Annotated in this window: 21 protein-coding genes and 1 pseudogene; 12 read left to right on the plus strand and 10 right to left on the minus strand. The window is 47.5% G+C overall.

The features are described from left to right. Positions 1-70: 70 nt before the first annotated feature. The 4 genes from AAKU64_RS08170 (at position 71) to ypfJ (ending at position 2,678) form a co-directional block, all read left to right on the plus strand. Positions 71-802, plus strand: a complete 732-nt coding sequence (locus AAKU64_RS08170) for a flagellar brake protein (protein WP_354361982.1) — start codon at positions 71-73, stop codon at positions 800-802. Positions 803-898: 96 nt separating this feature from the next. Further along, positions 899-1,270 (plus strand): hypothetical protein, encoded by a 372-nt coding sequence (locus AAKU64_RS08175; RefSeq protein WP_322117918.1) that lies wholly within the window; start codon positions 899-901, stop codon positions 1,268-1,270. Positions 1,271-1,351: 81 nt separating this feature from the next. After that, on the plus strand, positions 1,352-1,705 hold the full coding sequence (locus tag AAKU64_RS08180; RefSeq protein ID WP_354332952.1) for a single-stranded DNA-binding protein: 354 nt from the start codon (positions 1,352-1,354) through the stop codon (positions 1,703-1,705). Positions 1,706-1,778: 73 nt separating this feature from the next. After that, complete coding sequence (gene ypfJ / locus AAKU64_RS08185) at positions 1,779-2,678, plus strand: KPN_02809 family neutral zinc metallopeptidase (RefSeq protein WP_354332953.1); 900 nt, start codon at positions 1,779-1,781, stop codon at positions 2,676-2,678. Between the two features lie 124 nt (positions 2,679-2,802). Here the strand turns inward: ypfJ and AAKU64_RS08190 are convergent, their stop codons facing one another. The 8 genes and pseudogenes from AAKU64_RS08190 to zwf form a co-directional block, all read right to left on the minus strand. Further along, entirely contained in the window at positions 2,803-3,225 is a 423-nt protein-coding gene (locus AAKU64_RS08190) for a hypothetical protein (RefSeq protein WP_354361983.1), read from the minus strand. Positions 3,226-3,360: 135 nt separating this feature from the next. Continuing rightward, positions 3,361-3,537 (minus strand): annotated as a pseudogene (locus AAKU64_RS08195) (hypothetical protein); the annotation flags it as partial. A 9-nt stretch (positions 3,538-3,546) separates the two neighbouring features. Then, positions 3,547-4,149 (minus strand): tetratricopeptide repeat protein, encoded by a 603-nt coding sequence (locus AAKU64_RS08200; RefSeq protein ID WP_354361984.1) that lies wholly within the window; start codon positions 4,147-4,149, stop codon positions 3,547-3,549. Between the two features lie 58 nt (positions 4,150-4,207). Continuing rightward, positions 4,208-5,149 (minus strand): DedA family protein/thiosulfate sulfurtransferase GlpE, encoded by a 942-nt coding sequence (locus AAKU64_RS08205; RefSeq protein WP_354361985.1) that lies wholly within the window; start codon positions 5,147-5,149, stop codon positions 4,208-4,210. A 273-nt stretch (positions 5,150-5,422) separates the two neighbouring features. Beyond that, positions 5,423-6,265, minus strand: coding sequence for an HDOD domain-containing protein (locus tag AAKU64_RS08210; protein WP_354361986.1), 843 nt, complete (start codon positions 6,263-6,265; stop codon positions 5,423-5,425). A 157-nt stretch (positions 6,266-6,422) separates the two neighbouring features. Continuing rightward, a complete protein-coding gene (locus AAKU64_RS08215; protein ID WP_322117913.1) occupies positions 6,423-7,322 on the minus strand; it encodes an SIS domain-containing protein in 900 nt (299 codons plus the stop codon). A 33-nt stretch (positions 7,323-7,355) separates the two neighbouring features. Next, positions 7,356-8,057 (minus strand): 6-phosphogluconolactonase, encoded by a 702-nt coding sequence (pgl, locus tag AAKU64_RS08220; RefSeq protein WP_354332958.1) that lies wholly within the window; start codon positions 8,055-8,057, stop codon positions 7,356-7,358. Then, entirely contained in the window at positions 8,044-9,513 is a 1,470-nt protein-coding gene (zwf, locus tag AAKU64_RS08225) for a glucose-6-phosphate dehydrogenase (protein WP_354332960.1), read from the minus strand. Before zwf ends, pgl begins: the two co-directional genes overlap by 14 nt. Positions 9,514-9,903: 390 nt before the next feature. Between zwf and edd the strand changes: the two genes are divergently transcribed. The 4 genes from edd to ppc all read left to right on the plus strand — a co-directional run bounded on the left by edd (position 9,904) and on the right by ppc (position 17,327). After that, positions 9,904-11,772 (plus strand): phosphogluconate dehydratase, encoded by a 1,869-nt coding sequence (edd, locus tag AAKU64_RS08230; RefSeq protein ID WP_354361987.1) that lies wholly within the window; start codon positions 9,904-9,906, stop codon positions 11,770-11,772. 73 nt (positions 11,773-11,845) lie between these two features. Further along, the gene (gene eda, locus AAKU64_RS08235) at positions 11,846-12,496 is read left to right on the plus strand and encodes a bifunctional 4-hydroxy-2-oxoglutarate aldolase/2-dehydro-3-deoxy-phosphogluconate aldolase (RefSeq protein ID WP_354361988.1); all 651 of its coding nucleotides are present in this window, start codon (positions 11,846-11,848) and stop codon (positions 12,494-12,496) included. A gap of 197 nt (positions 12,497-12,693) precedes the next feature. After that, entirely contained in the window at positions 12,694-14,313 is a 1,620-nt protein-coding gene (gene pgi, locus AAKU64_RS08240) for a glucose-6-phosphate isomerase (protein ID WP_354361989.1), read from the plus strand. 263 nt (positions 14,314-14,576) lie between these two features. After that, entirely contained in the window at positions 14,577-17,327 is a 2,751-nt protein-coding gene (gene ppc, locus AAKU64_RS08245; RefSeq protein ID WP_354361990.1) for a phosphoenolpyruvate carboxylase, read from the plus strand. Between the two features lie 118 nt (positions 17,328-17,445). On the opposite strand, the gene AAKU64_RS08250 is transcribed toward ppc, so the two are convergent. Next, positions 17,446-18,009 carry an outer membrane beta-barrel protein gene (locus tag AAKU64_RS08250; protein WP_354332967.1) on the minus strand — a complete coding sequence of 188 codons (564 nt, stop codon included), beginning with the start codon at positions 18,007-18,009 and terminating at the stop codon, positions 17,446-17,448. Between the two features lie 123 nt (positions 18,010-18,132). Between AAKU64_RS08250 and mobB the strand changes: the two genes are divergently transcribed. The 3 genes from mobB to AAKU64_RS08265 all read left to right on the plus strand — a co-directional run bounded on the left by mobB (position 18,133) and on the right by AAKU64_RS08265 (position 19,681). Continuing rightward, complete coding sequence (gene mobB, locus AAKU64_RS08255; RefSeq protein WP_354361991.1) at positions 18,133-18,663, plus strand: molybdopterin-guanine dinucleotide biosynthesis protein B; 531 nt, start codon at positions 18,133-18,135, stop codon at positions 18,661-18,663. A gap of 53 nt (positions 18,664-18,716) precedes the next feature. Continuing rightward, positions 18,717-18,917 (plus strand): YjfB family protein, encoded by a 201-nt coding sequence (locus AAKU64_RS08260; RefSeq protein ID WP_322117905.1) that lies wholly within the window; start codon positions 18,717-18,719, stop codon positions 18,915-18,917. A gap of 299 nt (positions 18,918-19,216) precedes the next feature. Continuing rightward, positions 19,217-19,681: a hemerythrin domain-containing protein gene (locus AAKU64_RS08265; protein ID WP_354361992.1), complete on the plus strand. Its 465-nt coding sequence runs from the start codon at positions 19,217-19,219 to the stop codon at positions 19,679-19,681. A 35-nt stretch (positions 19,682-19,716) separates the two neighbouring features. On the opposite strand, the gene AAKU64_RS08270 is transcribed toward AAKU64_RS08265, so the two are convergent. After that, on the minus strand, positions 19,717-19,935 hold the full coding sequence (locus tag AAKU64_RS08270) for an RNA-binding S4 domain-containing protein (RefSeq protein ID WP_322117903.1): 219 nt from the start codon (positions 19,933-19,935) through the stop codon (positions 19,717-19,719). A gap of 276 nt (positions 19,936-20,211) precedes the next feature. Here AAKU64_RS08270 and AAKU64_RS08275 point away from each other — a divergent pair, with 276 nt between their 5' ends. Further along, positions 20,212-20,463 carry a BufA1 family periplasmic bufferin-type metallophore gene (locus AAKU64_RS08275; protein WP_354332975.1) on the plus strand — a complete coding sequence of 84 codons (252 nt, stop codon included), beginning with the start codon at positions 20,212-20,214 and terminating at the stop codon, positions 20,461-20,463. The last annotated feature ends 6 nt before the right edge of the window (positions 20,464-20,469 follow it).

The following is a 20,469-nucleotide window of genomic DNA, read 5'->3' on the forward strand; positions in this document are numbered from 1 at the left end:
TGAAGAGTATTGACCTCCCTAACAGCAAAGGGTATGGTCATACTCACCAACGTTTGATGGAGACAAACCCATGTCAGCGTCCTTAAGTAATGACGAAATTGAGGATCGCTTTTTTTTGCTTGGGCGAATGGAGATCCTGAACATACTGAATGATCTGATCCATCGCCGGGAACCTGTGACCGTTTATTTTAATGGCGGTAATGAATTTATATTGAGCTTGCTGTTAGAGGCCAGAGCAGAGGCATTGATTTTTGATCTGGGTGGCGATGAAAGAGCGAACAAACTGTTAGAAAAAGCAGCTAGTTGCACGTTTTTAGCACTGCCGGATGGGATACGCGTGCAATTTTCCGGGATAGAGCCGAATCGGTTTTTATGGGGTGATAAAGATGCGTTTTGGGTCCCTTTACCAGAACGTATCGTCCGTCTGCAAAGACGCGAGAGTTATCGTAATGCTCTGCCGGTGGTCAATCCTCTAAGAGTGAAATTACTCATGGAAGAAGATAGCCAACTATATGATCTGGCACTACATGATTTGAGCGTAGGTGGTTTTGCCGCCACCGTGTATGGCGAAACGCCGTTGCGATCAGACGATAAAATCGCGCAGTTAGAAATCCAGTTATCCGATAAAAATGTCCTGATCTGTCCCGGACAAATTCGGCATGTCACCTTGATTAGTCGTGATGGCAATGGCCGTTATCGCATAGGCGTCAAATTTTTAAAATTACCACATGTGATGGAAGTCGCGATTCAACGCTTTATCATCAAGACCGAATATGAAAGACGTAAGCTACTGATGCTTTGATCGCTGGTCTTTTTCATGTTTAGTTTGCAGATTGATCAATCACAAGTCAGCCTATATTGGCAGGCAGTATAAAAACAGAAAACACCCGGAGAACCTATGTACGACGATAATGATTTTTTTGCGATAGCGAAGTTTTTGCGACTAGGCATCAAAATTACCCTGAAAAACCCAATGGGACAAAACTCTTCATTCTCAACCAGCTTCCCTACTCCCAAGGGATCGATTGTCAGTTTTGATGAGAAAAGTTTGTATGATCTGGAACGTAAGCTGCGTACCTTACTGGCAACTGATGTGCCGGTAAAAACCAAATTGGCACCGTTTGATTATTTGGGAACCAACTTCCGTGGTCTGATTTTCCACCTCAAAGAAGTCAATGAATTCGTACTGCAAGAAACGCATGATCTGTTCGGCATGGAATCAAAAAAAATAGTCCGTAAATCTGAACATTTTTTTCAACTACTGAAATAAAAATTCACCTCTGGATTTCAGTATTTGTTTCTTCAGTATTTTTTCAATACTTAGTTTCAACCTTCACATAACAGGGCTCAAGTGATAGATGCATTAATTTCCGGCAGATTGTATGGCCAAGCACAAGAGGGTAAAGGACAAGGCGGCAGTAGTTATGTCACTTGCAAACTACGACTTCCAACACCGGATGGTGACTTTATTTTCTGTAACGTCATCGCTTTTAACGACGATCTGCAAGATCAGTTATTAGCGCTGGGTGATGGCGATGCCGTCGCGTTGTCGGGCGCCTTAACACCCAAAGTCTGGGAAGATAAACAAGGCAATACCAGGCCAGCCGTAGATTTGGTAGCGCATGCTGTATTGACGGCATATCACGTTAGACAAAAGCGGGATGCGATGCTGATGGATGATGAAGAGCGCGACGACAACCACTGAGCTTAAAACGAATTACGTATAAAAAAGTAAGCCTGATGAAATCACTCAAAAATGATCAAGCTGGAGGAATAATATGAAATGGGAAGGCAATCGCGAGAGCGATAATGTAGAAGATCGTCGTGGTGATAGTGATGATGGCAGCAATAGTGGCGGCGGAGGTGGCTTTGGCGGACGTCATATTGGTATCGGTTCGATCGTGATCGCTTTGGTGGCCTCGTATTTTTTTGGTATTAATCCAATGACGGTGTTAAGCCTGTTAAGCGGCGGATCAGCGCCGGTCACATCGTCTCAGCAAAGCCAACAGCCGCAAGCACATCGCCCGCCTGCTAATGACAGAGAAACTAACTTTGTAAAAACCGTACTGGGTGATACGGAAGACGTGTGGACTGAAATGTTCCGCGCCAGCGGTAAGCAATATGTCAAACCAGTTTTAGTCATTTTTAATAATAGTACCTCTACTGCTTGCGGTAAAGGCGAGACCGCGACCGGGCCTTTTTATTGTCCGGTGGATCAAAAAGTCTATATCGATTTGAGCTTTTATCGCCTAATGCGTGATCGTTTTCATGTCAGCGGTGAGTTTGCGCAAGCCTATGTGATCGCACATGAGGTCGGACATCATGTACAGAATCTGATGGGCATTTCCGACAAAGTACATGAGGCGAGATCACGCGCATCACAAGTGATGGGCAATGCTTTGTCGGTCAGGATGGAATTACAGGCGGACTGCTTTGCAGGTGTTTGGGCGTTCCACGCCAACCAGTCACGCAGCATATTAGAAAGCGGTGATGTACAAACCGCCTTGAGTGCAGCAACCGCGATTGGTGACGATGCATTGCAACGTCAGGCACAAGGTCAGGTCGTGCCAGACTCGTTCACGCATGGCACGTCAGAACAAAGGGTGCGCTGGTTTAGTCGCGGATTGGAGAGCGGCAAAGTCGATCAGTGCAATACTTTCCAGGCAAAGCAACTTTGATTACAGTAGTTCAAAACTAGTTGAATGAAAAAATAACAAACAGCACGTGGTCGATATAAACCTAAGCAATTCCTAAGCGGCATTATTTTCAGTACTACCAAACCTTGTTGATCCACAACGCGTGTCAAACGCAACTTGGTTGTTGAAACGCTGGAATATCGACCCATTTGTTCAACGCTTGTGAAAATCCATCTCTTACCATTGAGTCGTACAAAAACCCTTCTTGAAAATATAATAATCCGTCTTGAGAATCAATATATTTGGAGCTAAAAAAGCTTGCAATGAGACCTTCTTTTGTTTTCGGGTGTGTTGTAATCGTGTACCGCAATATTGCCTTTGCTTTCACCTCGCTATACTCAACTCCATAGCCAAAGTAGTATAAAACTGCCAATATCCCCATATTCTTCTCATTGCCGTTCTCAGCATTTTTTTTGATGAGTTCGAAATAGGTTTTGGGATCTCTAATCGGTTCTTTACTCTCGCTCAAAAGATGAATAATTTTTTCGACTACCAATTGATCATTTTCTTTTTGCTGTAGATCGTCCACTTTATTTATATATTTATTCTTCTTAACAGTCTCGGCATAACATTGTGCCGATTCGACTATATCGGCTGCACGATTCAGATTTTTTTGGGTCAATCCACATATAGCGTATGCCGCCAAAAACAGGTTTTTTTCAGCCGCTTTTTGGTACCAGGAAATTGCTTTTATTTGATCTTGATGCTGACCGAAACCCTGCGCATATAATTGTCCGATTCCGTATAGGCTGTACTCATTATCAGCTTGTTTATCGTACCAATCGCGGGCCGTTGCATAGTTCTTCTGTACCCCTAAACCTTCGACATAAATTTTCCCGATTTCATAAGCCTACGGTTCTTGACGTATGGATTCAACCGCCATCCCGCTTTGCATTGATCGGATAAACCAGTTCATCGCTTTTGAGTAGTTAACGTCTACCACTCCGCCTTGGTATCGATAGTTGCGAGCAAGCTCGAACTGGCATTTTTGCATATTGGATTCTGCACAAAGCTCCAACCATTCAAAAGCAGTTGAGAAGTCATGATGCTTTTTTGAATTTTGGAACAGCATCAGAATCGTTGAACCAGAGTATAGGTCTTCCTTCTGAGCCGACTGGCTAATCTTATAATAACGAATTGCCTCTTTATGATCATAACTAACACCTTGACCCAACTCATAATTGATAGCAATTTTGCGTTGTGAAAAAACATTTCCGTTATCCGCTGCTAACTTGTACCAAAAGCTAGATTGCGTATAGTCTTGCTCAACTCCGAATCCTAGTTCGTAGTACCAGCCAAGCGTGGTCATTGAAGCGAAATCACCACCTTGTGCAGCCGTTTTCAGTTTGTTAATGTCTTTAATATCTGGTCGTGGAAGGCAAGCATGAGGCAAAGCCATGCTAGGAATTAACAAAGCCAACAAAAAGAGAAAAGTCCTAGTTGTTTTAGTCATGTTATCGATAGAAACAATATGTTTTTGAGGTAGCTATAGCAATAAGAAGAAGAACATATCAAGCATCCAGAGTATGTATCGCCTGCCCGGCTTTCTCCCACGCGTCTAATCCACCTAGCAACGGCCTTGCTCTGGTGTAGCCGCGTCCCATCAGCAATTTCACCATTTGCGCGGCGGAGGCTTCGTTAGGGCAATTGCAGTAGACGACGATATCGCTGTCTTGCTGCACATGAGGTATTAAGGTTTGCCATTCGTTTAAAGCGATCATTCTGGCACCGGGGATGTGACGGGTATCCAGATTGCGTACGGATGAAGAGCGGATATCGACGATCACAGGTGTTTTCCCCGCTGCCATCAGATCTACTAATTCATTGACGCTGATCCTAGTGATGTTCAGGATTTTTTGAAAACGCCAGCGTTGCCACCATTTGTAGCTGACGTACAAAATGAGCGCAATGCCCAATAGCGCCAAAGCGCCATTGCCCATCTCCAGCAGATGCCGGCTGATCATCTCAATATCGGGATGAAACAACCAGCCAGCACCGATGGCTATCCCGCCCCACAATAAAATACCGACTGCATCAAAACATAAAAAAGCTAGCAATGGCAAACGCAAAGCTCCTGCCATTGGCGCGACGATCAGCGATAAACCCGGTACAAATTTGGCGATCAGCAAAGTACTCAAACCCCAGCGCTCAAACCGGGTTTCGGTTTGTCTGACGCAGGAATCTGGGGATAAAGATAAGCGACATAACAGGCGCATCACCCGCACACCGTGACGTTGACCGATCAGATACCAGACGGTATCGCCAATCAAACTGGCCAGCAGCGTGACCGCAAGTAAGGCTGCCAGCGATACCTGACCATCGGCAGCCAATGTGCCAGAAATAATTAAGGTAGGAACTGTCGGCAAAGGCAGGCCTAATTGCATCAGCAAGACATTGCCGAAAACAATAATCAAGCCGTATTGTTGTGCCAGGTGGATCAGGGATTGCATCATGATTTGGGGAACCCAGTTGCAGAATTAAATCAAAATGAAGCTAAATAGTGGAGAACAAATTGCAGGATGGAGGCAAATACGCATTGTATGCCGGGCTAGCTTTTGAGATATTGCGGTGACTGAGTGGAGCGCGTTAGCGAAGACTCAAAATCTCTTTTCAGCGAGGAGAAATCCATATACTCCCTCTTAATTTTATTAAAATCAGCTTACAGACCAATGATTCTATGGACGATTAAATATACTTACTACCAGTATCACATGCACCCTAAACAATCAAACATCCATTTCAGCATTCAGTTTATCGAACTGAAGTTGCGCCTCGGCCAGAACTTCTTCTAGCGATGCTTGATCTAGTCCCAGACTCTCCCATGCCTGGCCGCTAATCTCTGGTGGCGTGTGATCGGGTGTTGTGCTGATGTTGAGTGCATGCGCAATACCATCAGCGACATGCACGATGGTTGCCAAAAAACCGAGGCCTGGTTTGTCCGGCTGGTGATGACCGCCAATGGCCTTGGCCATCAGTTCAGAAAACTGCCACTGGTTTGCCAGTGCCTCGCCCACTACCGCATGGTCAATGCCCAAGACCTGGCGCTCTGCCTCGAATTGCGTGACTTGATGTTCTAAGCGGAATGCGATCGTTGCCTCGTATTCAGACAAATAATGTGTCACTAAGACTAGCGAACCGATGTCGTGCAACAAACCTGCGGTGAAGGCAAGGTCGAGATTAAAGTTGAGTCGCCGGGCTAAAATCTTTGCCGCGATAGCGACCGCGTTGGAGTGGTACCAAAATCGTTTATGACTAAATCCCTTGCACTTGTTTTCCGGAAAGCAGCCAGATAAGGCAGCGATCATTACCATTTGCTTGAAGGTGTCTAATCCCAGCAATGTGATCGCCTGTGGAATTGTCGCTACCTTTACCATGGTGGCGTAATACACCGAATTAGCGTAACGCAAGGTCTTGGCAGTAAGCGCGATGTCACGGCTGACTTTTTGAGCTAACTCATTGATATTCATGTCATCCTGATCAATGGTATTGAGAAGTTCCATCACCACGCCAGGCAAGGTGGGTAAGTCTTTGACTTCTTGAATAATCTGCTCAATCGCAATGGCTGACATAGACAATTCCTAGACTGGTTTTTCCCCAGTATTACCCAAAACAGGGGAATCGCCAAAGGATAGCGAATAGCTTCGCAGATTTAAATTAACTTGTTGTAAATTTTATACGGTGGATTTACGCAAAAACCCAAACCCTTCACCACAGAAAAAATCGCCCTTAAATTTTACTGTCCAACCGTTTTTCACTAATGCTGGCTTTGGCTCTTTCTAACATATCAATCGCAGCAGGACCGCGCTGTAAAGTGACGGCAACTGCCAATGCATCGATATACGTCAGATGTGCCAGACGCGAGGTCATGGGCGTGTAAATATCCGGATCTTCCTCTACATCCACGCTCAAATGGACATCTGCCAATTCTGCCAATGGACCACCACTGGCGCATAGCACCAGCACCTTGGCGCCAGCACCTTTTGCCAGTTCTACACTACGTATCATGTCGCGGGTACGGCCTGTGCGAGAGAAGGCGACAACCACGCAATCACTATTTAATAAAGATGCCGATTGTGCCTGTAAATGCGCATCACAAAAGACTGTCGTAGGAATCCCGAAACGGAAAAACTTGAGCTGAGCGTCAATCGCCAAGGCACCGGAATACCCCAATCCATAACACTCAATGCGGCGGGCGCGTGACAGCAGATTGACTGCCGCCTCAAAGGTCGCTGTATTGGCAGAATTACGCGCCTCCATCAAGGCGGCGATGGTGCGATCAAATACCTTGGGCAACACATCACGCACATGATCAGCCTGATTCACGTCCAGATGTAAATACGGAATGCCAGTTGCCAGACTTTTGGCAAATGCCAGCTTAAAGCTTTTAAATCCGTCAAAGCCCAAGGATTGCGAAAAACGTGCAACCGTAGGCTCACTGACATCGCAAGCCTGCGCTAAAACTCGTATCGACATTTCCAATGCATCGTGCGGTTTGAGCAGCAAAAATTCTGCTACCTGCCGCTCAGCACGACTCAGCGCCGTGCTGGCCGTGCGGATGCGTGCCAATAAACCTTTTTCAGAAGGAATTGGTTTTGGGTCTTGTAGTACGGTGGCAGAATTAGGCATGTTGCTCTTTAATTAGAGAACTATTAGTGGTAATCAAGGACACCAAAATACATCGACATCACAGCTAGCTTCTTGCAGCAATACAGAAATCGGTAAAGCGCTACCCGCAGGAGTGTCTAATGCTCCCTCTAAAACCTGACGTTTTTCTGCGCCGGTAATGACTAACCAGATTCTGTCAGTATCAAGTAAACGTGGCAGCGATAAAGACATGCGGCTTTGATGCGTCTGCGGATGTAAGGCGGCCAGACAAGCCAGATCATCATGCCGGGTCGGCGCTTGCGGAAATAATGAAGCGACATGACCATCCGCCCCCATTCCCAACAACACGGCATTAAATGGCTGTGGGATTTGTTGCGCTAACCGGTGACTGATGGCCTCGGTCGCTACTTCCGGCGTACTTGCATCGTTTTTTAATGAAATTAAATTCCACTGACGACGATACGATGAGGCCATATTTTTTTTGAACAGACCTTCATTACTTTGTGCGTCGGCGTCCTCAACCCAACGCTCATCGGTCGCAACTAGGTTCACATTATTCACATCGCGCTGCGACAATAATTGATCAAGCTGGCGATATATCGGTGCAGGTGTTGAGCCTCCAGCAAGAGCAAAATAAGCCGGGAGTCGCTCAACTGCTGCACTATCGATAATACCTATCCATTGCGCGACTAAAGCGTCAGTAAGCTCGGCAAAATCATTAAAACTATGCAGCACCATGCTATTAGTTTTCAACATATTCTTCGCCCCATGCTGCACCGTTTTGCGCCAGCAAATAGCTGGACGCTGATGGCCCCCAACTACCGGCAATGTACGATTTCAAACCCTCGCTGTCGTTCTGCCAGGCGGTCATGATAGGATCAATCCATGCCCATGCGGCACCCAGTTCATCATCACGTACAAACAAAGTCAGGTCGCCATGCATCGCATCCAGCAACAGACGTTCATAGGATTCCACCCGACGCAAACTAGAGGCTTCAGCAAAATCCAGATTTAAAGCGACGTCAGACAAACGAATTCCCTCACCCGGCTCCTTGGCTTTTAAAAACAGTTGTACGCTTTCTTCCGGCTGCAAAGAAATGACCAGGCGATTAGAGCGCAAATTACTTTGCGAGCTGCCAAAAATAGAATACGGAATCGGTTTGAAATTAATCGTAATCTCCGCACTACGGCTGGCCATACGTTTGCCCGTGCGCAAATAAAACGGTACGCCAGCCCAACGCCAGTTATCAATTTCTGCTTTAATCGCCACAAAGGTTTCGGTACGCGATGCAGGCGGCACGCCGGGTTCCGACTGATACGAAATCACAGGCTTGCCGTCTACCGCGCCAGCTCGGTATTGGCCGCGCACGGTCTTTTTAGTGATGTCTTCCGGTGAAAATTTACGCAATGCGCGCAGGACTTTTACCTTTTCATCACGGATAGCATCGGGATTATCATTGACTGGCGGTTCCATGGCGACGATCGATACCAGTTGCAATAAATGGTTTTGCACCATGTCACGCAAAGCGCCTGTGTGATCATAAAAATCACCACGGGACTCGACGCCGACCTGTTCAGAAATAGAGATCTGCACATCTTGAATCGACTTACGGTTCCAGAGTGGCTCTAAAAATGCATTGGCAAAACGCAGCGCCAACAAGTTTTGCACCATCTCTTTACCGAGATAGTGATCGATACGATAAATCTGATTTTCGCGCAGATGGGTGCGCAAAGATGCGTTGATTTCTTTTGCCGATTGCGCATCACGTCCCAGAGGCTTTTCTAATACAACCCGGGCATTGCCTTCCACCAGACCATGCTTGGACAATTGCTCTACTACTGGTACAAAAATATCGGGGGCAGTCGCCAGATAAAACAAAGTCGGATTAGTGTCGCTGGTATTAAGTTGACTTTTTAAGGCGTCAAAATCGCCAGCTTCGCGGGCATCAATTTTGGAGTAATACGTCAGCGCCAAAAAGGCAGCAGTCTTTTCACTATGGCCTGCATCTTTATCAATCGCCTTAGTGCCGTGTGACTCAATACTCGCCGCAACACGAACCCGGAATTCTTCGTCCGTCAGCACCTCGCGTGCAGCACCGATAAATTTAAAGTCAGCATCTAAACGACCGTTCACAAATGCGCTATACAGCGCGGGAATGATCTTGCGTTTGGCGAGATCGCCAGTGCCGCCAAATAATACGAATGTGGTCATGCTGACTCCAGAGTTATTCTAAATTTGAGATGAATAGGATTTACGCAAAACCGCCCCAGCTGCGTTGCAGCTCCTAGCCGTACTAAAGTACTGTCGTCGTCGCTACGCCTTGCTGGGACAATTTTGCGTAAGTCCTGATGAAACGAAAATAAACTAGGTTATACCGATATTTTTACTACACTGATTTCATGTTTGATTATGTGATTTTATTTTATTGATTATGCCTGATTTCAATCCAAAATGTAGTTTCATTACGATAAATTTGTCATTTTTACTGTTTTAATCGAGTTAAATACTCATAAATGAAAGTTTGTTACAGTTTTACTAGATTTATGCTATCTTCATTCCATCCAAAAAAATTATCCAAAAAAGTCTGAAGCGAGCCTCCTCATGAGTACATCTGCATCAAATACACCCGCCAACATCAACCCAATCAACCCAACTGTTGCCCGCGTGACAGAACGTATTACTGAGCGTAGCAAAACCTTGCGCACTGCCTATCTGGCACGCTTGGAAAAAATGCGGGGACGCGGTCCACGTCGTGCCAGCTTGTCTTGCGCCAATCAGGCACATGCCAACGCAGCGATGGATAGCGGCACCAAAATCTGGTTGAATCAAGCACAAAAACCGAATATCGGCATCATCACCGCCTACAACGATATGCTGTCGGCGCATCAACCGTATGAATCTTATCCGCAACAAATCCGTCAGGCTGCATTGCGCTTTGGCGGTACTGCCCAAGTCGCGGGCGCCGTGCCAGCCATGTGCGATGGCGTCACCCAAGGTCGCCCTGGAATGGAACTGTCTTTGTTCTCACGCGATGTGATTGCGCAGGCGACTGCGGTAGCGTTGTCGCATGATGCGTTTGATGCGACTTTGTGCCTTGGCATTTGCGACAAAATTGTGCCCGGTCTGTTGATCGGCGCTCTTGCATTTGGTCATTTGCCGACGATTTTTATTCCCGCCGGCCCTATGGGTTCTGGCTTATCAAATAAAGAAAAAGCCGCAGTACGTGAGCGCTATGCCCAAGGCAAAGCGACCAAGGAAGAATTACTGGCAGCAGAAAGTGCGGCTTATCACAGCGCTGGTACCTGCACTTTTTACGGCACAGCCAACAGCAATCAGATGTTGCTGGAAGCCATGGGCTTGCATTTGCCCGGCGCGGCTTTCATCCATCCGGGCGATCCTTTGCGCCATGTGCTGACAGATGCGGCGGTTGAGCGGGTTTTGCAGCTAACTGAACATGGCGATCAGTTCACGCCGATTGGCAAGCTGGTCGATGAAAAAGTCATCGTCAATGCAGTCATCGCCTTGCTGGCCACTGGCGGCTCGACCAACCATACAATTCACTGGGTTGCAGTCGCACGCGCGGCAGGCATCCTGATCGACTGGCAAGATTTTGATGAATTGTCTTCGGTTATCCCCTTGCTGACACGCGTCTATCCCAACGGTACTGCTGACGTGAATGCATTTGAAGATGCGGGCGGCCCTACGTTTGTGATCCGTGAATTATTGTCGGCAGGTTTGATGCATGCCGATGTCAAAACTGTCTACGGTAATCAAGGTTTGTTAGGACACACCAGCCGCCCGGCACTGGTAGAGCATCCAGAGGGCAATAAAGTCCAATGGCAAACCCTCCCCGCTATCTCGACCAACCACGACGTCGTGCGCAATGTGAGTGATCCGTTCGCAGCGACTGGCGGTTTGCGCTTGTTACAGGGTAATGTCGGTCGGGCGATTGTGAAAGCCTCTGCGGTACCAGAAGACGCCTGGATCGTACGTGCGCCAGCGATTGTGTTTGAGTCGCAAGACGCACTGGTCGGCGCTTACAAAGCAGGTGAACTGAACAAAGATTTTGTCGCTGTCGTGATATTTCAGGGGCCGCAAGCCAACGGTATGCCAGAGCTGCATCACTTTACGCCAGTGTTAGGTAGTCTGATGTCGGCTGGCTATAAAGTCGCCCTAGTCACCGATGGCCGCATGTCCGGTGCCAGCGGCAAAGTGCCTGCTGCATTGCATGTCAGCCCGGAAGTAGCGCAAGGCGGACCGCTAGGTAAAGTACGTGATGGCGACCTCATTGAATTAAACGTCCATACCGGTGAACTGCGGGCCTTAGTCGATGCGGAAGAGTGGGAACAACGCGCGGTTCGCGTGCCATCGACCGAAGCAACATTTGATTACGGTCGCGAATTATTTGCAGCACAGCGACGCGTGGTCACTGCGCCAGAACACGGTGCATCGACTTTGTTTATCGATTGAGGCCGTCAAGCAAATAGGATGTGCCGCTATTTATCTGTTAAAAAAGAACCATCACTAAAGAATTGAGACCATCATGATCCACACAAAACAAAGCATCATTGCGCAATTAGAACAACTTCGTGTTTTGCCGATTCTGGTGACAGACGATGTGGATCAGGCAATTCGTTGCGTGACGACGCTCGCAGAAAACGGCTTGCCTGCGGTTGAGATTACCTTGCGTACACCAAACGCAATGACTGTCTTGCGCGAAGTCATCAAAGCTTGCCCGAATGTCGTTGTTGGCGCAGGCACGGTACTCACCTCCGCCCAGCTGGATGCGGTGAAATATGCTGGTGCGGCATTCGGCATCAGTCCAGGTATCACGCCAACCCTGGCACGAGCAGCTGCAGAATCCGGTCTACCGTACTTCCCAGGCGTTGGTGGTGCAAGTGATTTGATGCTGGCATTGGAACATGGCTTTGATGTCGTCAAACTATTCCCGTCCGACATCGTGGGCGGCATCAAAATGGCAAAAGCCTTGGGCGGCCCTTTCCCCGACGTACGTTTTTGCCTGACGGGTGGCGTAACGGTGGAAGCAACGCCGGGCTTATTGCGTCAAAATAATATCTTGTGCGTCGGCGGCTCCTGGATGTGCCCTGCCTCCCTGATCAATGCTGGCGATTGGGAAGCAATCGGCACACTGGCGACGCAAGCGATGATTGCAGGGCGTCCTCAGTTGGCTTGATTTTCCATACAATTTCTATGTAGAAAACGCACTAAGCTGACAAGAAGCAATCCATAAAACTCCCTCTAAAAAAACATATACTCATCTAGGTATTGTAATTTTTACTCTAATTGTCCAATGATTCATTGGACAATTAGAGTTTTAATCAAGATACTCCCCCTTAAATCGATTTTTTGCTCATAGAATCAATTCTGATCATGACGACCTCTGTTTCTCGTACTCCCCTTTGGTGTTTGCTGCAGCAACGGGCGACGAATATGCCCAGCCTGAAAGAACTATTCCGCGCCGATCCGCAGCGATTTACGCATTTTTCTGCATCGGCTTGCGGTATCTTGCTCGACTACTCCAAACAGAGAATCGACACGACCGCCAAGCTCAATTTGCTGGCGCTGGCGCGACAACAAGAGGTCGAGTCTCATCGTGATGCCATGTTACGCGGCGAAGCGATTAACAATACCGAAAACCGTGCCGTACTGCATACCGTGTTGCGGCTACCCAAAGGCGAATCGTTTTATCTGAATGGCGAAAATATCGCCGCCGATGTGCATCAGGTGTTGGCACAAATGCGTAGCTTCAGCGATGCGGTACGCGAAGGTCGCTGGCTGGGCTATACCGGCAAACCGATTAGTACCGTCATCAATATCGGTATCGGAGGATCAGATCTGGGACCACAGATGGCGTGCATCGCCCTGACTCCGTGGTCGAAGAATAATTTATCCCTGCACTTTGTCTCCAATGTGGACGGTCGCCACGTCGCCGATGCGTTGAAAAATGCGAATCCTGAAACGACGTTATTCGTTGTCGCATCCAAAACCTTTACCACAATGGAAACTTTAACCAATGCCCGCACTGCACGCGAGTGGATGCTGGCGCACGGATGTCCGGCAGAACAAATCCGTCAGCATTTTGTGGCACTCAGCACGAATGTGAAAGCCGCTGTAGATTTTGGGATTGCGCCAGAAAGTGTATTTCCATTCTGGAATTGGGCTGGCGGTCGCTATTCGATGTGGAGTGCTATTGGTTTGTCAATTGCGCTCTATGTCGGCGCAGATCGCTTTGAAGAGATGCTGGCAGGCGCACATGAGATGGATTTACATTTCGCGCAGGCACCGCTTGAGCAAAATTTGCCGGTATTAATGGCCTTGATCGGCGTCTGGAATATCAACTTCCTTGGGTTACAGGCGCTGTCGATTGCACCTTACCATCAGCGTATGACACGCCTACCTGCTTATCTGCAACAGCTAGAAATGGAAAGCAATGGCAAGTCGGTGACGAGAGAAGGTCAGCGGGTAGATTATGCCACCTCACCGATATTATTCGGTGAAGCGGGCACTAACGGTCAGCATGCATATTTCCAGTTATTGCATCAAGGCGCGACGATTATCCCGACCGATTTTATTGTCGTAGCCGAAGATGATGCCGGCATGCCAGGACACAATAAAGCACTACTGGCCAACTGCTTTGCACAATCAAAAGCTATGGCATGGGGTAAAGATATTAACGAGGTACGCGCCGAGCTGGGTGATTTGTCAGACCAGGTATTGGCGCCACGGGTTTTTGAGGGCAATCGTCCAACATCAACATTGTTGCTAGATTCCCTCACGCCACGCTCATTAGGCGCATTGATTGCACTGTACGAGCACAAAGTATTTGTACAATCAGTGATCTGGGATATTAATGCGTTTGATCAATGGGGTGTAGAACTCGGTAAATCGCTGGCACAGCAATTGATTAGTCTGGATCCGTCCGCGGTAAAGGAAGATTACGATAGCTCTACCCGTGGCTTGCTGAACGCGATTGGCAAACGGAATAAATAGGGCGAATTGAGTAGCGCTATGGTTCACTGCAAAATCCTTTCGCCGGTCACTATCGCAGCCGAATTTTACATACTCCCCTTTTATTTTCATCAATATTCAGTATTACCCAATGATTATATGGACAACTTAAATATACCCACCCGGAGTAATACCAAGCATGACACTTCTGATCAACGATAAGTTCGCCCGCTGAATGTTCGTGCAATCAGTATTCAATAACAATTACTCAAGCGAATATGACTCAACCACTATCAAGAATCGATATGACTGAAGACGACAAAGACCAAAGCCTGCGCGAAGACATTCGTCGTCTGGGACGAATACTCGGCGATACAGTACGCAATCAGCATGGTGACGTCGTGTTTGATTTGATTGAGACCGTGCGACAAAACTCGATCCGCTTCCGTCGCGATGCAGATGAGGCTGCGCGGGAAGAACTGGAGTCGACGCTGGACACGCTGACCAATGACCAGACGACGCAAGTCATCCGCGCCTTCAGTTACTTTTCCCATCTGGTGAATCTGGCAGAAGATCAGCATCATATCCGCCGTACCCGCAAGCATCTGATCGCTGGCTCAACACCACGCGCAGGCAGTCTGGCGCACACGATAGAATCCTTGTACAACAGCGGTCGCAGTACCCAACAGTTACTGGATTTTTTTCAGACCGCAGAAGTTAGTCCTGTGCTGACAGCGCATCCGACTGAGGTGCAGCGAAAAAGTATTTTGAATTGCCAGACCGTGATCACTCGCCTCTTGGATGAGCGTGATCGTATGCAATTGACGCCGGAAGAATCGGACGCCAATGATGAGGCGCTCAATCGTGCCGTGCTGACCTTATGGCAAACCCGTATGTTGCGCACCTCTAAATTATCGGTGCTGGATGAAGTGGAAAACGGTCTGAGTTTTTACGATGCCACTTTCTTACGCGAGCTACCGAGTTTGTATGCAGGTTTAGAGGATTTGCTGAGCAGCAAAGAAGACAGCCATACACCGGTTGATTTACCGAGTTTTATGAAAATGGGAAGCTGGATCGGCGGCGACCGCGATGGCAATCCATTTGTCACCGCCAGCGTGCTGGAACAGACTCTGTCCATGCAAGCAACCCGCGCCCTCAAATTTTATCTGGATGAATTGCATACGCTGGGTTCGCAATTGTCGATGGCGACTTTACTGGTAAATGTGTCGGCAGACTTGCTGGATCTGGCGCAACGTTCGCCCGATCACTCACCGCATCGCGCAGATGAACCCTACCGCCTTGCCGTCAGTGGCATTTATGCGCGGCTGGCTGGCACCTACAAACAATTGCTGGGCGCAGACCCGGTGATTCATGCATCCGGCGATGCGACGCCTTATGCCACGGCGGAAGAATTATCAGCCGACCTGGATATCGTCCATCAGTCATTACTGGATAACGGCTCGGCTGCGATTACAAGGGGTCGTTTGCGTCACCTGCGCCGTGCCGTGCGCGTGTTTGGATTTTATTTAGCACCTGTCGATCTGCGCCAAAATTCCGATGTACATGAGCGGGTTGTGGCTGAATTATTAGAAGCCGCCAAACCCGGCAGCAACTATCTGCAATTGAATGAAGAACAGCGCATCAGTTTGCTGGCGGCTGAAATCGCCTCAGCACGCCCACTGGCCTCGCCCTATATTACTTACTCGGAAGAGACCCAATCTGAGCTGGCGATTTATCGTGGCGCCCGAACGGCGCAATTGCGTTACGGCAAGGGTGCTGTCCCCAACTGCATTATCTCCAAAACCGATGGCGTATCGGACATGCTGGAACTGGCTTTATTGCTGAAAGAAGCAGGCTTACTGCATCCGCTAGAGGGCAGTCTGGATGTGAATATTATTCCGCTGTTTGAAACCATTGGTGATTTACAAAACAGCGCACCGTCGATGGATAGATTGCTCGCTCTACCCGCTTACGCACGCTTACTGGCAAGTCGCAACCATGCGCAAGAAGTCATGCTGGGCTACTCCGACAGCAACAAAGACGGCGGCTTCCTGACATCAGGTTGGGAACTGTATAAAGCTGAGTTAGATCTGGTAACAATATTCGCTAAACATCAAGTACGCTTGCGCTTGTTCCATGGCCGTGGCGGCTCGGTCGGTCGTGGTGGTGGCCCAAGTTATCAGGCGATTCTGGCGCAACCAGCAGGTGCGGTACAAGGACAAATTCGGCTGACTGAACAAGGCGAAGTGATCACCGCTAAATACGGCAATCCTGAAGTTGGCCGTCGCAATCTGGAAGTGTTGGCAGCAGCGACTCTGGAAGCCAGCCTGCTGTCGGATAAAGAGCCCGCACCGCCACCCGCATTTTTAAAAGTGATGGAAGAGTTATCCGATCACGCGTTCCGCGCTTATCGGAATATGGTCTATGAGACCGAGGGTTTTGAGCAGTATTTTTGGGAATCCACGGTGATCTCAGAAATCGCGGGACTGAATATTGGCAGCCGTCCGGCATCGCGTAAAAAATCTACTGCGATAGAGGATTTACGAGCGATTCCTTGGGTATTTAGCTGGTCACAATGTCGCCTGATGTTGCCGGGCTGGTTTGGTTTTGGCTCAGCCGTCACAAGCTACTTGCAAGCACATCCAGACCATGGGCTACAAACTCTGCAAGCGATGTTTAAAGACTGGTCGTTCTTTTCTACCGTCTTATCGAATATGGAGATGGTGTTATCCAAAAGCGATATCGGTATCGCCAGCCGCTATGCGCAACTGGTCAAGGACGAGGCTTTACGTAATCGTATCTTCCCGCGTTTAAAAGCCGAACATGAAGCGACTATTGCCGCTTTAACGTCGATCTCTGGGCAGTCAGAATTATTGTCTGCGAACCCTTTGCTAAAACGCTCAATCAGCAATCGCTTCCCGTATTTATCGCCGCTAAACCATGTGCAGGTTGAGTTACTGGAGCGCTATCGCAATGGCGACCCGGATGAACGGGTAAGGCGCGGCATCCATTTGTCCATCAACGGGATTGCTGCTGGCTTGCGTAATAGTGGTTGAAATCGTGGTTGAAATCGTGGTTGAATAAGTTTTAAATAAAAAAAGCCCTCACTTGAGTTGAACCAAGTGAGGGCTTTTTTACATTTAAAACTTCTAAGACTTTTTAAATTCTTAAAACTTAGAATGCAAATTGCAGACCGATATTGAAGTTAGTGACATTGCCGCTAGAATTTGGCACTTCAACTTTACGGCTTTCAACTTCAGCGCGAACTGAAATGTTTTTGTCGAATGCATAAGTAACGCCAGCACCAACAACTGCTTGAGTGGAGTTAGTTGACTGAGAAGCATGAGCAGAACCCAAAGATGCTTCTACTTCGCCTTTAACGTAAGCAATACCCAACTTAGCGAAGCCGCCCCATTGATTGTTGAAACTAGCGCGATACACGCCAGACAAATCAACGCCGCTACCTTTAATTTCGCCTTTTAATGCGCCATCGCTAACAGTTACTTTACCCAGATTGAAGTAACTAGCCTCAACACCCCAGTTTGTATTGTCGATGTTGTAACCACCCAGCACTTTGAATGCTGTATCAGTTGTTTTGCAGCTTGTAGTGCCTGAGCAATCGCCATTCCAACGGGCTTGACCAACTGTAGCGCCGGCATAATATTGCGCACTTGCGCTTGCAGTGATGAATAAACCAGAAACTGCTAATGCAGCAGCAATAATTTTCTTATTGAACATTTTTTACCTTGAATTTAAATATGTTATTAACTACACGCAACTAATATGTGTTTTATCTATTGCGAGTACCATATTGTAACAGAGAAATAAATAACTTATCAAGAAATCAATTCCCCATACAAAATGTCAACTCAATTACTCGGCGTCATCGGCTGGTCAGGTAGCGGCAAAACCACATTGCTGGAATATGTCATCGCACAACTAGTTGCTACCGGCACAAGTGTAAATGTGATCAAACATAGTCATCACGACATTGTTTTAGAACCGGCGCACAAAGATAGCGCGAGATTACGTATGGCAGGCGCGAATGAAGTGCTGCTGGCCTCGCCTTATCGTGTTTCATTAATCACAGAGTTACGGCAACAGCCAGAACCCTCGTTGTCTGACTTGCTCCCCCGTCTGGCAGCCGCCGACCTGACTTTAGTAGAAGGTTATAAGTGGGAGCCCATTCCAAAACTAGAAATCCATCGTCCCGGCCTCGGCAAACCTGCTCTGTACTCAAGCGATCTACGTGTGGTGGCAGTTGCAGCAGATACGCCAGCACCCGAAGATCTACGCGCCGGCATAGTCTGGCTCGATCTAAATCGACCGGAGCAGATACTAAAATGGCTACAACTTGCGCTAGCAGAAAAGTTATTTTCGGCCTCGCTATAAAGTCGCACCCAGTTCTAGCCGTTAAAGAAGACATGCATTAATGGGAGAACATAATGGATGTTACAGGTATTGCCAGTGTTGCCACAACTTTGGCCGATGTAGGTACTAGCCAGGCAGTTAGTATTGCTGTGCTAAAAAAAGCACAAGACATTAGCAAGGACAGCGCAACTGCTCTGATAGAAGCGATTCCAAGCGCTCCAACAGTATCGAATTTACCGCCAAATCTTGGCAGAAATATCAATACAACTGCTTAGTCCTATTTTGTTGCCGACGTACATGCATGTGCGTCGCGCAACTTTATTTTTACTGTAGTTCATTCTTGTGAATTACATTTGAGCTACGTCTTCAGTTTTCTCGCACCTCCTCACTTCACCAACAACTCTGTTGTCAGCCAAGCTTGCAAACCTAAATCGAAGTTCAACTCAATGGACTGAAAAGTTACGCCCAAACTGTCAAAAATCCAGCAGCAAAAAAATCTACAATCAGTGATAATCCTGTCGAGAATACTGAGTAATGTTAATCGACGTTGAAACTGACGCGACAAGGAAAAATAATGACTGATACACAATGGGGATGGTCGGATCGGCTAAGTTTGAGCTATGCACCTATGGATGAAACACATCAAGAATTTGTCACACTTTGCGCTGCGCTGGCAGAAGATAATCCGGCTACCTACATCAAGCGTTTAGATGCCTTGATCGCACATTCAGTCGAACACTTCGATCAAGAAAATCAATGGATGACTGAAACCCAATTTCCACCAGGTGGCTGTCATATCACAGAGCACAACACCATACTGCAAGTGATGCAAGAAGTACGGCGCCGGATAGAATTGGGAGAAACCGATTTAGGCGCGCGCCTGGCAGAAGAATTGCCGCATTGGTTTGAACATCATGTTGATACCATGGACAATATGTTGGCGCGCTTTATGAGTAATGAGCAAACTGAGCAGATGCAGCAAAATCAGCTTGCAACATTGCCTGAAGAGCCAGTCAGCGCCGGCACAGCAGCCGTCTGATTATTCAACAAATAAGCAAAACGCATTAGGGTGAATTAAGCGGCAATCACCTTGATGCGAACATCGCCCAGGACTACTTTTTGTCCTTGCCGGATTTTGGCTGTTTTACGTAATTCCTGCTTACCGTCAACTGCGACAGCGCCACTGGCGACAATCACTTTGCCCGCACCGCCACTGTCGCATAGTCCGACCAGTTTTAATAATTGATTCAATTCAACGAATTCGCCATCCAGGCTAAAAGTAAGTTCTTGCATAAAATTCCTGATCAAAATTAAGCTTCTTGTTAGCTACCAGGCGAAGAATAACCTATCCGCCCAATAACCCAAACTGAAGCTAAAAATTAGTGCCCAGTCAAGATTGAATCTAATTTGAAATTTGTTTCGTAAAAATTAACAATGAATACAAAATCCATATAAAAGCAGGACATTTTTTAAAAAGATGTGTAAGGTATCTCTGCTTTGATCGACTATTCGTTGTAAGTGATGTGTATTGATTCAACTTAAACCCTTTTTAATTTATTGGAGATAAACATGAACAACAAAGCCATGATCGCAGTTGCATTAGCAGGTTTGCTTGGTTCCGCTATGGCAGTCGCCGCTGAGCCAGCAAAAACAGAAAAATGTTTTGGCGTTGCCAAAGCAGGTCAAAATGATTGCGCTACTAAAACTGGCTCCCATTCTTGCGCTGGCCAAGGCAAGAAAGATATGGACCCTAGTGAATGGAAAAAAGTCCCGGCAGGCACCTGTGAAAAAATGGGCGGCAAAGTAGACAAAGCAGCCTGATTTTAG

Origin of the sequence: Undibacterium sp. GrIS 1.8 (assembly GCF_040544445.1) — a bacterium.
In the GTDB taxonomy this organism is placed as follows: Bacteria; Pseudomonadota; Gammaproteobacteria; order Burkholderiales; family Burkholderiaceae_D; genus Undibacterium.